The organism is Halorubrum tibetense (assembly GCF_042661865.1).
Taxonomy (GTDB): Archaea; Halobacteriota; Halobacteria; order Halobacteriales; family Haloferacaceae; genus Halorubrum; species Halorubrum tibetense.
This window is the reverse complement of the sequence record NZ_JBHSWW010000045.1, coordinates 1-14,373: the sequence shown is the minus strand read 5'-3', so window position 1 is coordinate 14,373 and position 14,373 is coordinate 1. Positions and strand designations below refer to the sequence as shown.

Annotated in this window: 17 protein-coding genes; 10 read left to right on the top strand and 7 right to left on the bottom strand. The window is 66.8% G+C overall.

Translation table 11 applies throughout. The features are described 5' to 3' along the window. The 3 genes from ACFQEU_RS05205 to ACFQEU_RS05195 all read left to right on the top strand — a co-directional run. Nucleotides 1–300: M24 family metallopeptidase (locus ACFQEU_RS05205; protein ID WP_379779956.1), on the top strand; the 300-nt coding region annotated here is incomplete at its 5' end. A gap of 269 nt (nucleotides 301–569) precedes the next feature. Next, the gene (locus tag ACFQEU_RS05200) at nucleotides 570–869 is read left to right on the top strand and encodes a DUF5789 family protein (RefSeq protein ID WP_379779954.1); all 300 of its coding nucleotides are present in this window, start codon (nucleotides 570–572) and stop codon (nucleotides 867–869) included. Between the two features lie 161 nt (nucleotides 870–1,030). Further along, complete coding sequence (locus tag ACFQEU_RS05195; protein ID WP_379779952.1) at nucleotides 1,031–1,477, top strand: DUF302 domain-containing protein; 447 nt, start codon at nucleotides 1,031–1,033, stop codon at nucleotides 1,475–1,477. Nucleotides 1,478–1,667: 190 nt separating this feature from the next. Here the strand turns inward: ACFQEU_RS05195 and nreA are convergent, their stop codons facing one another. Both nreA and ACFQEU_RS05185 read right to left on the bottom strand, forming a co-directional pair. Next, entirely contained in the window at nucleotides 1,668–2,954 is a 1,287-nt protein-coding gene (nreA, locus tag ACFQEU_RS05190) for a DNA repair protein NreA (RefSeq protein ID WP_379779950.1), read from the bottom strand. A gap of 75 nt (nucleotides 2,955–3,029) precedes the next feature. Beyond that, nucleotides 3,030–4,046 carry a transcription initiation factor IIB gene (locus tag ACFQEU_RS05185; protein ID WP_379779948.1) on the bottom strand — a complete coding sequence of 339 codons (1,017 nt, stop codon included), beginning with the start codon at nucleotides 4,044–4,046 and terminating at the stop codon, nucleotides 3,030–3,032. 185 nt (nucleotides 4,047–4,231) lie between these two features. Between ACFQEU_RS05185 and rnhA the strand changes: the two genes are divergently transcribed. Next, nucleotides 4,232–4,828, top strand: coding sequence for a ribonuclease HI (rnhA, locus tag ACFQEU_RS05180; protein ID WP_379779946.1), 597 nt, complete (start codon nucleotides 4,232–4,234; stop codon nucleotides 4,826–4,828). Next, nucleotides 4,815–5,612: a DUF7108 domain-containing protein gene (locus tag ACFQEU_RS05175; RefSeq protein ID WP_379779944.1), complete on the top strand. Its 798-nt coding sequence runs from the start codon at nucleotides 4,815–4,817 to the stop codon at nucleotides 5,610–5,612. Before rnhA ends, ACFQEU_RS05175 begins: the two co-directional genes overlap by 14 nt. Before the next feature lie 122 nt (nucleotides 5,613–5,734). On the opposite strand, the gene ACFQEU_RS05170 is transcribed toward ACFQEU_RS05175, so the two are convergent. Continuing rightward, a complete protein-coding gene (locus ACFQEU_RS05170; protein WP_379779942.1) occupies nucleotides 5,735–6,085 on the bottom strand; it encodes a PadR family transcriptional regulator in 351 nt (116 codons plus the stop codon). 253 nt (nucleotides 6,086–6,338) lie between these two features. On the opposite strand from ACFQEU_RS05170, the gene ACFQEU_RS05165 reads away from it, so the two are divergent. Together ACFQEU_RS05165 and ACFQEU_RS05160 are read left to right on the top strand one after the other, a co-directional pair. Then, nucleotides 6,339–6,872, top strand: coding sequence for an inorganic diphosphatase (locus ACFQEU_RS05165; protein ID WP_379779940.1), 534 nt, complete (start codon nucleotides 6,339–6,341; stop codon nucleotides 6,870–6,872). A gap of 151 nt (nucleotides 6,873–7,023) precedes the next feature. Beyond that, nucleotides 7,024–7,176, top strand: a complete 153-nt coding sequence (locus ACFQEU_RS05160; RefSeq protein WP_379779938.1) for a hypothetical protein — start codon at nucleotides 7,024–7,026, stop codon at nucleotides 7,174–7,176. A gap of 2 nt (nucleotides 7,177–7,178) precedes the next feature. Here ACFQEU_RS05160 and ACFQEU_RS05155 read toward each other — a convergent pair whose 3' ends face one another. The 3 genes from ACFQEU_RS05155 to ACFQEU_RS05145 form a co-directional block, all read right to left on the bottom strand. Further along, on the bottom strand, nucleotides 7,179–7,997 hold the full coding sequence (locus ACFQEU_RS05155; RefSeq protein WP_379779936.1) for a helix-turn-helix transcriptional regulator: 819 nt from the start codon (nucleotides 7,995–7,997) through the stop codon (nucleotides 7,179–7,181). Between the two features lie 177 nt (nucleotides 7,998–8,174). Next, a complete protein-coding gene (locus ACFQEU_RS05150) occupies nucleotides 8,175–8,423 on the bottom strand; it encodes a hypothetical protein (protein ID WP_379779934.1) in 249 nt (82 codons plus the stop codon). Nucleotides 8,424–8,505: 82 nt separating this feature from the next. Further along, nucleotides 8,506–9,843, bottom strand: a complete 1,338-nt coding sequence (locus tag ACFQEU_RS05145; RefSeq protein ID WP_379779932.1) for an MFS transporter — start codon at nucleotides 9,841–9,843, stop codon at nucleotides 8,506–8,508. A 227-nt stretch (nucleotides 9,844–10,070) separates the two neighbouring features. Between ACFQEU_RS05145 and ACFQEU_RS05140 the strand changes: the two genes are divergently transcribed. Further along, on the top strand, nucleotides 10,071–10,202 hold the full coding sequence (locus ACFQEU_RS05140; protein WP_379779930.1) for a DUF7503 family protein: 132 nt from the start codon (nucleotides 10,071–10,073) through the stop codon (nucleotides 10,200–10,202). Here the strand turns inward: ACFQEU_RS05140 and ACFQEU_RS05135 are convergent. Continuing rightward, on the bottom strand, nucleotides 10,199–12,295 hold the full coding sequence (locus ACFQEU_RS05135; RefSeq protein ID WP_379779928.1) for a CHAT domain-containing protein: 2,097 nt from the start codon (nucleotides 12,293–12,295) through the stop codon (nucleotides 10,199–10,201). The genes ACFQEU_RS05140 and ACFQEU_RS05135 overlap by 4 nt on opposite strands. Nucleotides 12,296–12,500: 205 nt before the next feature. Here ACFQEU_RS05135 and ACFQEU_RS05130 point away from each other — a divergent pair, with 205 nt between their 5' ends. Together ACFQEU_RS05130 and ACFQEU_RS05125 are read left to right on the top strand one after the other, a co-directional pair. Continuing rightward, nucleotides 12,501–13,457: a succinylglutamate desuccinylase/aspartoacylase family protein gene (locus ACFQEU_RS05130; RefSeq protein ID WP_379779926.1), complete on the top strand. Its 957-nt coding sequence runs from the start codon at nucleotides 12,501–12,503 to the stop codon at nucleotides 13,455–13,457. After that, the coding region (locus ACFQEU_RS05125) for a pyridoxal-phosphate dependent enzyme (RefSeq protein WP_379779924.1) at nucleotides 13,457–14,373 on the top strand (917 nt) is incomplete at its 3' end. The genes ACFQEU_RS05130 and ACFQEU_RS05125, both read left to right, overlap by 1 nt.

The window sequence follows — 14,373 nt, the reverse complement described above, 5'->3', positions numbered from 1 at the left end:
GGGGCCGTCGAGCCGGGCGTCACGGCAGCGTCGATCGACCGGACCGCCCGCGAGGTGATCGAAGCGGCAGGGTACGGGGACGCGTTCGTCCACCGGACGGGCCACGGCGTCGGCCTCGACGTCCACGAGGAGCCGTACCTCGTGGCGGGCAACGACCGCGAGCTGGAGCCCGGGATGGTGTTCTCAGTCGAGCCGGGCGTGTACCTCGACGGGCGCTTCGGCTGCCGGATCGAAGACCTCGTGGTCGTGACGGAAGACGGCCACGAGCGACTGAACACGACGGACCACGATTGGCGGTGAAATCCCGCGTCGAGGGGCGAGACGCCGTTTCGTCGTGAGACCGCCACCGACGACGCGACGTGTCCGTGAGGGCTGGCAGACGTCTCCGGCGGCCCCGACCCGGAGTCTCTGACGGGATCGTGTGCCTCGACTCCCGCTCAGAGCTAGCGAGCGGGACGTGATAACCGTGTGACCGGATATGTTCGGTACCCTGTCGGTGAACCATCGACATCAGGGCGAGGATAAACCGTATCGAAAACGTTACCCTCAGCGCACCGGAATCGCGGGGCATGAGCGACACCGACGCGGAAGCGGACGCGGAAGCCGAAGAAGTGCCCGCCGTCGAGCTCGGCGAGGGGCCGGACGTGGCGGGCGAGCCGATCGCCCGCGTCGCGTCGCGGCTCACGTGGCCCGCGAAACGGAGCGACATCCGGGCACAGGAGGGCGACAGCGAGATCCGAACCCCGGAAGGGCCCGTCGAGCTCGACGGGGCACTCGCGGAATCGGACGTCTCCCTGTTCGAGAGCCGCGGTGAGTTCGTCGACGCGGTCGAAGAGGTCGTCGGACGCGGCCCAGTCGCGACGGAGTAGCGGCCCGCCGTCGCGCGGCTCAGAGCGACCCGCACCACACGATCCGACCCGCACCACACGATCCGGGCGACAGGGACCATACGGTCCGGGCGACACGTGCCGAGTGGTCCGAAGCGACCGGCATCGCACACCCTTTTGTCCGTCCCGCCCGAGTGAAACCCATGACGCTCCCGTTCGACCCCGACGCGCTCGACGGCGACGATTTCGGCGAGAAGCGAGCCACCCTAGAGATGGACCACGAGGCGGCGATAGCACGCGTCCGCGAGGTCTGTTCGGAGGTGGGGTTCGGCGTCCCCGTCGAGTTCTCCCCTTCCGAGCTGCTGAACGAGAAGGTCGACGCCGACCGCGACCCCTACTACGTGCTCGGGGCGTGTAACCCGGCAGTGGCCGACCGCGCGCTCGACGCGACCGACGGGCGGATCGGCGCGCTGTTCCCCTGTAACATGGTGATCGAGCAGGTCGAACCCGGCGAACAGGTCGTCCACCACGTCTCGATCATGAAGATCGCGCGACTCCTCGGCCTCCCGAGCGACGACGAGGAGATGGACGCGATCGTCGACGACACCGGCGAGCTGGTCGAGGAAGTCTTCGACCGGCTCGGCGAGTGATTCGAAGCGGATCCGACGAGTGAGTATATAAGCGACACCTCGATCACCGGTCGGTGCTGCCGGTGAGTTGCCTGCCGACCGTAGCGGCGACCGCGAGGCCGGAACCGACGCAGCCGACGCGGCCGACAAAGCTGACGTAGCCGACGAGGTCGGCCTCCCGATCGAGTATGTAAGCGTCACACGGGTCCGATTACGAGAACTCCGCGAGGTTCGCCTGGAGCCCGGCCGCCATCGTCGACTTCCGCCGGAGCCGAGCGGTCGAGATCGGGAGGTGCTCGGCAACACCGCGAACGGCCTCGCCGAACGTCTCGGCGGTGCCGTGTTCGCCCGAGAAGGCGTTTCGGACGGCCTCGCGGACCTGCCAGACCCCGACGGGACCCCAGTACTCGTCGGAGACGTGCCGGCAGACGAGGGCTTTCGCCTGCCGCCCGCGCTCGTCGAGGTGTTCTAAGACGCCGACGCGGGCGGCGTAGTACGCGCCCGCGGTCTCCTCGACGTAGCCGGTGCGCCCCTCGCGCCCCTCGCTCGCGGCCGCGAGGTAGGTCCCGGCCGCCGGGTCCGGGTTCCAGATCGAGCCCGGCGCTTTCAGCTCGACCAGCTCGTACTCCCAGTTGCCGGGGACGAGGACGACCCAGAACGCGTTCCCGAGGTACTCGTTGCGGTGGACCTCGATGGCGTCGATCGTCGGGTTCGACCGGATCGACCCGCGGAGATACTGCCCGATCGTGTCGTCGACCGCGGTGATCGACCACCGCGTGGGAACGAGTCGACGGCTCTCCCCCTGGCCGAGCGCGCCCGCGGAGAGGATCGTGTTGATCTCGTACACGTCGAACCCGCGCCGGTAGAGGTACGTCATCGCCCCCTCCGCGCGCCAGTCGTCGTCCTCCAGCGTCTTCTTCACCGGCCGCGGCACGTGCGGGTTCTCGCCAAGCGCCGCGTCACGGGCCGACGCCCGGGGGCCGGTCGGGGTCTTCACGTCCTCGACACCGACCTCGAAATCGAGGTCCGGCGTCCCGTCCAAGCCGATTTCCACGTCGACCGGGCGGTCCGCGATCGCGACCTCGCGCTGGACCCCGAGCCACCCGTCCCACGCGTCGTGGACCCCGGTTCCGTCGCCTGCTCCGGCGTCGTTCACGTCGATTCCTCGGTTGGCGTTCAGCAGGCTCGTTCGGCGCTCGAACACGTCGCCGATCGAGACGCCCTCGTCGTACCACGCCGCCGACGTCTCGAAGGTCGCGGCGCGCTCCTCGCGTCCGACCGGCGAGAGCAACCCGGTCGAGACGCGGGGGTAGTTCGAGCGGCCGACGAAGATCGACGGCGAGACGCTGCCGACGACCGCGTCGTCGGACACCTCCGCCTCGAAGCGTCGCTCGAAGGAGTCGAGATGGTCGAGGATCCCGTAGTCCTTCTCGCGCGCGAGTCGCCGCCGCTCGGCGCGCTCGTTCGCCTCGAACTCCAGGTACTCGTCGAGCCGCATTCGCTCGGATAGTGGCGACGGCGCGGCTTGAACGTTACTCGTGTCGAGGGGGAGAACGGCGCGTGGAACAGACCGCTACGCGTGGATCCCCATCGCCTCGATCTGCTCCTGATACCGGTTGCGGATGGTGACCTCCGTCACCTGTGCGACGTCGGCGACCTCGCGTTGGGTCTTCTTCTCGTTACAGAGCAACGAGGCGGCGTAGATCGCGGCCGCCGCGTAGCCGGTCGGGGACTTCCCCGAGAGCAGTCCCTTCTCGGCGGTCGTCTCGATGATCTCGTTGGCTTTCCCCTGCACCTCCTCGCTCAGTTCGAGCTCGGAGGAGAACCGGGGGACGTACTTCTTCGGGTCCACGGGCCGCATCTCCAAGCCGAGCTCCTGGGAGATGTACCGATACGTGCGGCCGATCTCCTTGCGGTCGACGCGCGAGACGTCGGATATCTCCTCCAACGAGCGGGGGATCCCCTCCTTTCGACAGGCGGCGTAGAGGGCGGCGGTGGAGACGCCCTCGATCGAGCGGCCGCGGATAAGGTCCTCGTTCAGGGCACGGCGGTAGATGACGGAGGCGACCTCCCGTACCGAACGCGGGACGCCGAGCGCGCTCGCCATGCGGTCGATCTCTGAGAGCGCGAATTGGAGGTTACGTTCGCCCGCGTCCTTCGTCCGGATCCGTTCCTGCCATTTCCGCAGTCGGTGCATCTGTGACCGTTTCTTCGAGGAGATGGAGCGTCCGTACGCGTCCTTGTCCTTCCAGTCGATCGTCGTCGTCAGCCCCTTGTCGTGCATCGTTTTCGTCGTCGGCGCGCCGACGCGGGACTTCGACTGCCGCTCCGAGTGGTTGAACGCCCGCCACTCCGGGCCGGGATCGATCTGTTCCTCCTCGATGATGAGTCCGGTTTCCTCGTGTATCAGTTCGCCGTCGGCCGTCCGGGTGAGCTCCGCCGGATCGAGGTCCTCGGGGTCCAACTCCTCGGCGTCCAGCTCGTCGAGATTCGATCCATCGATGTCCACCCCACCGGACTCCGTTTCGTCCTCGTCCTCATCCCGCGTGCGCTGCCGGTCGTGATCCCGTTGCCGGGTTGGCCGTGTCATCGCATTTATATACTAAGCCGACCGGCTGACTTAAAAGTTCGTGAGGGATCGGATCTGCTGCGAGCCGCGGACGACGGGCCGCCAGCGGTCGGTAAGCCATCAACAGTCGACGAGCCATCAACAGTCGACGAACCACCCTCCCGAGACGGACAACGCTTTTACCCGCCGGTTCGGAGTTCGGTCGAATGCCGACGATCGACTGTGATCCGGCGGTCGCGCGCTCCCGCTTGGAGGACGCGGGCGTCCGGATCGAGCCAGGGAACACCGACCACGAGCGGTGGCGGGCGGACCGGGACGGCGCGGTCGCCGTCGCCTACGACGACAAGGTCGTGGTGCAGGGGAGCGATCCGGCGCGGCTGACGAACCTCATCGCGGAGGGGGGCGGGCGGGCGCACGTCTACTTCGACGGCGCGTCTCGCGGAAACCCCGGTCCGGGCGCAGTCGGCTGGTGTCTCGTCACGTCCGACGGCGTCGTCGCGGAGGGCGGCGAGCGGATCGGTCGCGTCACCAACAACCAGGCGGAGTACGCGGCGCTGATCCGAGCGTTGGAGGCGGCCGACGAGTACGGCTTCGACGCGATCGACGTCCGCGGGGACTCCGAGCTGATAATCAAGCAGGTCCGCGGGGAGTGGGACGCCAACGACCCGACGCTCCGCGAGCGACGGGTCCGAGTCCGGGAGCTGTTAGCGCGGTTCGACCGGTGGTCGTTGGCGCACGTTCCGCGGGAGATAAACGCACGCGCCGACGATCTGGCGAACGAGGCACTCGATGAAGGGGACTGATCGGACCGACGAGCACGGGGACGGAACCGCCGACGACGAACCGCCGGAGTGGGCGAAAGAACGGGCACGCGAGATCGTGGAAGCGGGGTCGCCGGATGGAGACGCCGCTGTCGACGGAGACACGGACGACACCGGCGGGGCGACGACGGTCCAAGAGGAGGCCGCCGACCGCGTCCCGGACGTCCCGGTCGAGGTGGTCGAGGAGGCGGAGCGCCTCACCCGGCTCGCGCGGGAGGCGACGGACCCGGACGCGGCCGCGCACTATCGCGAGCGACGCGACGAGCTCGTGACCGATCACGAGTACACCCCGCGGCTCCGCGAGGACGACGACACACTGGTGTTGTATCCGGCGGAGTGGATGGAGTCGGGGACCGTGCGGATGGACCGGATCGAGGACACCGATCGCGCGGTCGAGGTGTCGCTGTCCGGCCCGGGGGACGCCGACCGATACCGCGAGATCGCCGCCTACAACGACGCGGTCGTCGACGCGGTCGCCGACCGTGCTGCCGACGTGCACGCCGAGACCGCCCGGACGTTCGCGGCGTTCATGAGCAATCACTACGTTCGGCACGTCGACGACGCGACGCCGGCGATCCGGGAGGAGTTCCGCGAGGAGTACCTCCCGCGAAACGGCTGGCCTACCGACGAGCAGCTCGCGCGCGTCGAGGAGTCGCTGACGACGGTCGAATCGGTGGCAAGGGATGTCGAGGAGCCGGAGATCGAAGATCCGGAGATCGAGAAACCGAACATCGAGGGATCGGGCCCCGACGAGCCCGAGATCTGAGAAGTCGGCGTCGTGACTCGCCGTGAGAATGGAAGACGATCCGTGTCGTGTGCCAAAGCACGGATCGTGATCGAACAGGGATCAGGCCGTGACTGCCGTGGGCCGTGGCCGCGTGGAACCGGTTACTCGACAAGCGAGCGGACCTCGTCGGCCCGCGTCTCGTCGATGACGAATCGGTCGAGGACCCACTCCAGCTGGCCGAGAACGACGTCGTGTCCGGCATCAGTGAGCTCGTACTGGTTCGTTCGCTTGTCGAGTTCGCTCTTCGAGACGAGCCCTTGGTCCACGAGGTCGTCGAGGTTCGGGTAGAGCCGGCCGTGGTTGACCTCCGAGCCGTAGTACGCCTCGAGCTCCCGTTTGACCGCGAGCCCGTACATGGGCTCTTCAGCCAGGATCGTGAGGATGTTCTGCTGGAACGCGGTCAGGTCGTGGGCGGTCGTCGATTCTTCGGAAACTGATCGTGCCTCTGACATGCATGACCGAACGGTTCCCTGACTTATAACCTTTCTCAACAATCGTCGGTATAGACCGGCAGACGGCGGGTACACGTCTCGGATCGGCCGCTTCGCCCGATCCGCCGGAAACGAGTCGGAGTGAGAAGCCGGCCGATCCGGCCGGGTCCGTGTGTGACACCCGCGAGAGGGGTCGGCTGACTGGTACCGTGTCTGGCAATCGGGAGACGCCGTCCGAAAGGACTTTGGACGCGTTCGTCGGACTGTGTTCTACATGGTAAACCTCTGGGAGGACCTCGAAACGGGGCCGAACGCCCCCGACGAGATCTACGCGGTCGTCGAGTGTCTGAAAGGCGAGCGGAACAAGTACGAGTACGACAAGGACATCCCCGCCGTCGTGCTCGACCGGGTGCTGCACTCGAACGTCCACTACCCGTACGACTACGGCTTCATTCCGCAGTCGTACTACGACGACGGCGACCCGTTCGACGTGATGGTACTCGTCGAGGATCAGACGTTCCCCGGCTGCGTGGTCGAAGCCCGCCCCGTCGCGCTGATGCGGATGGACGACGACGGCGAACAGGACGACAAAGTGATCGCAGTCCCCGTTGAGGACCCGCGGTTCGACCACATCGAGGACCTCGAGGACATCCCACAGCAGATCCGCGACGAGATAGACGAGTTCTTCTCGACGTACAAGAACCTGGAGGCGGGGAAGGAGGTCGAAACGCTCGGCTGGGAGGACAAAGCGACCGCCAAGGAAGCGATCGAACACGCACAGCAGCTGTACGCCGAGGAGTTCCAGTAACCACGGGGCGGGTAGCCGCCTTGCGAGTCGGCGTGAAACGACCCGGACCCCGTGCGATCGCATAACCGCCGAACATTACTCCGCGCTACGCGCATGATTTATGCGCATGGGTAATTTTTAGGGAGTGGACGGCGTATCTTGAGGTAGGGAGATGAGCGCACACGACCTATCGGTCGGCATCGATCACCCGACCGTCGTGCCGACGAACTTCGACCGGGACAGCCGGGACCCAGAAGCGGACACCGTGGGGTCGCCGGCAGAGACGCCCGTTGATGAGGGTGGCGACAACCTACGCGACCACTGAGTTCAGGCCCGTTCGAGAACGGCCGATAATGGGGTCGCATCGACCACGAGCGCGTCGAACCGTGAGTCGGCCCAGTCGAGCACCGACGGAGCGGTGGATTCGAGCACGTACCGCGGGTTGTTGTTCTCGTCGTAGGCGATGACACACGCGCGATCATCGTAGCGAAAGAACCCGTACTCGATCGAGCGCTCGGTGACGTACACGGAGGCGTCGTCGTCGTCGAGGGCTCGGTCGGTCGCCGGACCGAACTCGTCCATCGACGTCGCGAGCACGTCCCGGTCGATAACGAGTTCGACGTCGGAACCCGCATCGAGTGCGGACGCGGCCGCCTCGTTGTACTGGGTCGTGACGATTGGCGAGACCGCCCGGATCGACGAGCCGCTCGCGACCCGGAGCAGTTCCACGACACGGTCGAGCGCAGCCAGCGGGTCCCGCTCGGTCGCGGCGGTGAGCGTGCCACTGTCGAGTCCCGATGCGGGGAACCCCGCACTGGCACGTTTCATGTCGGCCGCGAACTCCCCGTATCGGTCCGCACGGTCGATATCGGCCAACAGCGACTCGTAGGCGTCGTGGACCCGTTCGCCGGTCGCCGTCACGTGATACGCCGCGTCACGTTTGACCACCCATCGGCGCTCACGGTACCCGGCCAGAACTCGCTGGACGGTCGTCCGAGTCGCATCCACCGCGTCGGTGAGCGCCGCCGGACGACACGGTTCCTGCCGGAGCGTCCTGAGGATCTCGACCCGCACTGGCGACCCCGTGAGGTACCGTGCACCGTCGTGAGGCCGGGAACCGTCATGGTGGCCGGGATCGGACGCCATCGTTGACGCGTGGGTACGCACAACGGATTGATAACCGTGTCGTCAACTGTATACCTCGCCGGAACGGCGAAGTATCGTGTCCAGTGAGGGTTAAAGCATCGGAAGCGGTTCCTGAGCCGCGGAGTCACGGAGCCGCGGAGTCACGGAGCCGGATGGAGCGTCGCGGCAGTACTGCGGTCAGGGCCGGTATTGGAACGTGACGACCGTCCCGACGGTGTCGTCGCCGGCGATCGTCTCCGTCGTCACCGTCAACCCGACGACCGCGTCCTCGCCGACGGCCTCATCGACGACGGCACGGAGCGCGTCGGGATCGGCACCCTCCTGTAACACCGGGATCCGGACCTGTTGTCGGTTGATCCCCACGTCGCCGAGGTCGTACTCGGTGTGCTCGAACGCCTCGTGGATCGTGGTCTCGAGGTCAGTCATACGTCGTGATTCACACCCGAGCTACAAAAACGGGGTGGCGAACGCATGGAGGCAGAGCGCAGGCGAGCAGAGGCGACCGAACTCAGGCGTACGCCTCGTACTCCTCGCCGAAGGCCGCGAAGTACGTGACCCCGGCGAGTCCGATGACGCTCGCGATCCCGAACGCGAGGACCGGGTCGCCGTCGAAAGCAAAGTCGACCGACGATAGGGAGAAGCCGCCGTAGATCAGGCCGCCGATCGCGGCGCTCGGGATGACGACCGCGTTGCGCACGAAGTAGTACGACCCCGACACCGTCCCGCCGGCGTCGCGTTCGGCCGGACCGACGATGAGCGCCTTGTGTGCCGGCAGTCCCGCGAACCGGAGCCCGGAGAACGCGAACAGCAGGGCGAACACGAGCGGGTCGCCGGGCGCGACGATGAGCAGGACGGGGAAGACGGCGTACACGAGGAAGCCCAACCCGACGACCGGTTTCAAGCCGACCCGCTCGGCCAGCCGCGCCGCGGGAGGCATCGACACGAGCGCGACCGTCATCTCGATCGCCAACAGGACGCCGAAGAACACCGCCGGCGACAACGAAATCGGGCCGACGGTGAGTCCCACCTCGCGGAACTGCGTGACGACGAGGACGAAGAACACGTACACCATCCCGTTGGCGAACCGGACGAGCGTGTCGGCCACGAGGAGCGGACGGAGCGTCGAGGGGAGCCCGCGGAGGTCGCCGAGTATCTCGGAGATCCCCTCGAACTCCTTGCCGATCGAGTCCTCGCTCGCGTCGTACAGCCGGTGTTGGGCGACCGTGGCGAGCACCGCGAAAACGACGGCGATCGCGAGCACGTACTGGAACCCGACGGTGAAATCGGCGAACGCGTACAACACGCCGGCCGCGATCAGCGGCCCGACGAGAAACGCGGTCCGCCGGAACACCTCCGTGCTCGCGAACCCGCGCGCGAGGCGGTCGGGTGGGACGGACTGCTTGACGACGGCGAACGTCGCGCCGAGACCGAACGACTTCCACGCCTGTGCGAAAAAGAGCCCGACGAAGATCCAGATCCACGGTTCGAGGACGACGCCGGTGACCGTGATCGTCCCGAGGTTCGGCGCGACGAGCCAGACCGCGAACCCCAGACTGGAGGCGAGCCCGAACAGCGTGAGCGCCACGCGCGACCCGATCCGGTCGGAGAGCCGACCGCCGGGGTACGGGTACGCCGCGCCGATGACGTTGCCGACGGTACCGAACAGTCCGATGACGAACGCGCTCGCTCCGAGCGCGGACATGTACTCCGGAACGTACCGGCTGGTCATCTGGAACCCGAGGCTGAACGCGAACATCGCCACCGACAACACGAGCACGTCCCGCCGAAACGAGAGGAACTGGCGGAACGGGTCAAGCAGGTCGACGTCGCCCTCGCTCATACCCATCGATGCGGCGAGTGCCGCTTGAATCCAGCGACGGGTGACGAGTCCTGCCGATATGGCGCGGTTTCAGCGGACGATCGGGTGTCCCATGGCTTGAATAGCGACCCCTGCGTCGATCCAGCTGTCGAACGGGCCTCGACGTTCGTTTCAGAACTGTATTGATTCAAACATCGAACACGTACCAGTTCGCATAAGACTGGATGTTATTATCACGCGTTATCTTCTGTAATATGCACGAAAGTGTTGCAGACTACCTGGCTGAGAACCCGAAGATGACCGGCGTCCTGTTCACCGCCCTGCTGTTGTTGTCGCAGGCGGCTCCCGCGGCGGCGAACGCTGTTGTCACCGATCCAGGCCCCTAATCGATCGTGAAAGTATCACTCCAGTATAGTTCGCCATCGACGAATATCGGGAGTACCTCCAATTCAAGGAACTCTCTGAGGTTTGACGAAGAAACGTCATCCACAGTCATAAGAGAAGGTAAATAATAATTTGACTGTGTTGACCCAAGATTAGCCGTAGTAAGTGATCCCAGCCCGTACGCACCGTTCGGGAACACATCAGTTAGCACGTTCCAACTATCGTCTCTATTACGCGAGAGTGTAACAACTACAGCTGAACCACTCCGGCTCTGACAGATCGTCGCTCCACCGTCGCCGACGACGATGTACTGGTGGCCGGTGATCAGCTCGCGTTTCGCGACGTGAAGCGCGGTCCGGAGGTTGAACCCGCTGTTCATCAGTCGCGCGATGATCCGGCCGAGTTTGGTCGCCGGCGAGTTGGCGACGTCGCTCAGGGTGACGATGCCGCCGCGGCTTCCACGGTGGACGAGCGCCTCGCCCTGTCCGTACGACTGACAGGCGTTCAAGAGGAAGGCGCTGACGCCGACTTCGAGGTCCTCCTGGGTGAGATCGAGGTGATCGTCCGAACACTGCATCCCCCGGTCGTCGACGTGGCCGATGTAATGGAGGAAGTCCACGTCGGACGCGAGCGTCTCACGCATCTCCGCGCGGGTGAGGTTGTGTTTGACGTCGATGTCGAACTGCACCATATCGCGGAGCCCGTACAGCTCCGAAACCTCGTCCTCCTCGGCCATTTGCTCGTCGTTACAGACGACGAGGACGGAGATGCGTGACTGCTCAACGGCACCCGTCTCCAGCCGCCGGCGGTACGCGTCCAGCGTGGCCTTGTTCGCATCGAGCGGCACCCCGTCACCGACCCAGGCGTGCTCCACCGTGTCGACCCCCTCCGGTTGCACGAACTCCGCGCTGTCGAGGGCCGCCCCCCGGTCGGTCGGTACGTCCGCGCCGCGCGTCGACGCATCCGCACCACCCCGAACCAGATCGGCGGGTTCCGGGCTTGGCGCACGGAAGAAGCCGAGACCGTCGTCCGCCGTGGCGCTCGCGGGCGTAACCGTCTCCGGCGAGCGGACGATCGACAGCTCGGCCGCGACGAACGGGATCGATTCGATGTTGTCCGGGTCGGGCCGGACGTCCGTCGTCAGCGTCCACTGCGGGAGCTCGGGTTCGACCCGCTCGAACGGGACGGCGAGGTACTCGCCGAGGCGCTCAGCGAGCGGGGCGTCGTACAGGGCCCCCCAGTCGAGGTCGATGTCGGTCGCCTCGCGCTCGTGGAGGTCGACCGGATAGAACCCCTCCGTACGGGCGATACAGTCGAAGTGGAACGACTGTCTGAGGACTTCGGCTGCCCGCCGTTCGAGGTCCGGTTCAAGCGAGTGCTCCCAGCCGTCGCCCTCGATCCGTGCCGGCGACCCCGGGACGACCTCCGCGGCGAAGTAGTACGCGAGCGGAACGACCGGGTACAGCGATCGATACTCGGGCGGGACGACGATCCGGACGCCGCTGTCGGGCGGATCGACCCGCTCGGGGATCCGGAACTCGTCGCCCGGCTCGATCAGCGGCGGGTGGCCCCGGAGCGTCGGGAACGACCGTTCGGGGCTCGTCGTCTGAAGCGCGGAGCCGAGCAGTGAAACGGCCTGCATCAGCGACTCAGGGTCGGTCGGGGTAGTGATCGTTCCGGCGGGAGCCTGATGGAGCGAGCGGAACCCGAGCGAGATGACGGTGGGGTTCTCGAACTCGATACGCGTCGTCTCGCGGTCCGCCGTTGCGGAGAACTCCGCCGAAAAATCGAGATACAGCTTCGTCGGCGCGGGATCGATGCTGACGTAGTACTCGCCGTCGGGCATCGAAAAGTCGTCACCGCGGGCGAGAAGCGTTCCGTCGGCGTCACGGGCGGTCACCTGTGCGACCCGCGGGATCTTGATACACCCCGTCTCGACCGTCACGCTCGCGTCGACCGGGAAGTAGTGGTCCGCCTCGGGAGACGGGCGTGGCACGACGCGCCGGTCGGTGTACAGCTCGAACTGGGTGTTCTCGATGTGATCGGTCACGGTCAGACCGGCGGCGTCACACAGCGGGTCGATATCGATGCTCATGTGATGGGTTTCGTCCGCGACCGGGCGGGGTCGAGCTCCCGAAACGGCGACCGTTCCGCGACCGGAACGTGGGAGGACCGACACGCGGGACGGTAGTGGCTACCATCCGTTTGTCGGAGACGGGCGTAAAGCTTGTGTCGCCGATCGGGTCGCTCACGCGACGTGGACCGAACGGATAAAGGGGCCGCCGGCCCACCTCCGTGTAATGATCACGCTGGGAACGGCACGGGCACCGCCGGGCGAGGCGGACACCGGCCGTCTCGAGGTGGGGGAGACGCGCGACGGAAGCCCCGTCCGGCTGCCGGTCGCCGTCATCAACGGTGCCAGCGATGGGAAGACGCTCTACATGCAGGCGGTCAGCGACGGCGACGAGCTCAACGGGCTGGGGGTGGTGAGCCGGGTCGTCCCCCGGATCGACCCGGCGACACTGTCGGGCGCGGTGCTCGTCGTCGGGATCGTGAACTACTTCGGCTTTCAAGTCGCCGAACACCGGAACCCGATCGACGACCGAAAGATGAATCGCGGCTACCCCGGCGACCCCGAGGGAACGACGAGCGAGCGGATCGCCCACGCGACGTTTCAGACGGCGAAGGAGGCGGATCTCGTCCTCGACCTCCACCAGGGCTCGACGAGCCGGATGATAAACGAAACTCGAGTCCGCTGTGGGCTGCGACACCACCTCCACGGCGACTGCTTGGAGCTCGCGAAGGTGTTCGGCTGTGGCCACGTCCTCGACATCAAGGGCCCGGACGGCCAGCTGGCGCGGGCCGGCCCCGATCAGGGGGTCCCGACCATCGACCCCGAGCTCGGCGGGTGCGTAGGGTGGGACGAGGAGTCGATCCGGTACGGTGTCGAGGGGGTGTTCAACGTCCTCCGTTACTACGGCTTCCTCGACGGGGACGTCGACGTGGAACCACAGACCCGAGCGCGGGGGTTCGACCAGTACGGCTCCCCGGCCGGCGGGCTCGTCCGGTTCGAGACCGACCTCGGCGAGCGGGTGTCCGTCGGCGACACCCTGTTCGAGGTGACGGACGTGTTCGGATCGCGAAAGGCGCGGGTGACCGCGGACGAGAGCGGCGTGTTCTGGCGAACCCGCAGACTGCCACAGGTCGCCGCCGGCGAGTACGTCTGCTCGGTAGGGACGAACGTCGACACGTACTGATGGGCGGGACCGATTGCGGGGAAACGACGGTTCGATCCCTGGAGTGTCCGGCCTGTGGGGAGACGGTGGGAGACCGGTGGCGGTGTCGGTGTGGTGCCCCGCTTCGTTTTGCCGACCGTCCGATTCCGGGAGGCGAGCCGCCGTCCCCGGCCGAGTTCGACACGCGAGCGGGGCTGTGGGCCTTCGAGGCGTTCCTCCCCGTCGGTGACGACCCGACCGATCGGGTAACGCTCGGCGAGGGCATGACGCCCCTCGTCGACGCCGACGGGGCGCAACGAGGCTCGACGGACGCCGGCGGGGACGGCCGATCCGATGAGACACGATGGAACGCGTCGTTCAAACTGGAGTACGTCTTCCCGACCGGTTCGTTCAAGGACCGCGGGGCGACGACGACGCTGACACGCGCAACGGAGCTGGGCGTCGATCGGGTCGTTGAGGACTCGTCGGGGAACGCGGGAGCCGCGATCGCGACGTACGCGGCGCGGGCGGGGATCGACGCCGAGGTGTACGTTCCCGCCGACGCGAAACCGTCGAAGCTCCGAGCGATCCGGCGGGCGGGCGCGACGCCGGTGCGGATCGAGGGGAGCCGAACCGACGTAACCGACGCGTGTGTCGCGGCGCTGTCGATCGGTGAGTCCGGTGAGTCCGACAAGTCCGGTGGCAAGGCGTGGTACGCGAGCCACGCGTGGAACCCCGCCTTCTTCGAGGGGACCGCTACCGTCGCGTACGAGATCGCCCTCCAACGGGGGTGGGACGCGCCGGACGCGGTCGTGACCCCGCTCGGCCACGGGACCCTCTTTCTCGGGGCGTACTGGGGGTTCCGTCGGCTGCGACGGGCGGGCTGGATCGACGAGATCCCGCGGCTGTACGGAGCACAGGCGGCGGGGTTCGCCCCGGTCGTCCGCGAGCTCCACGG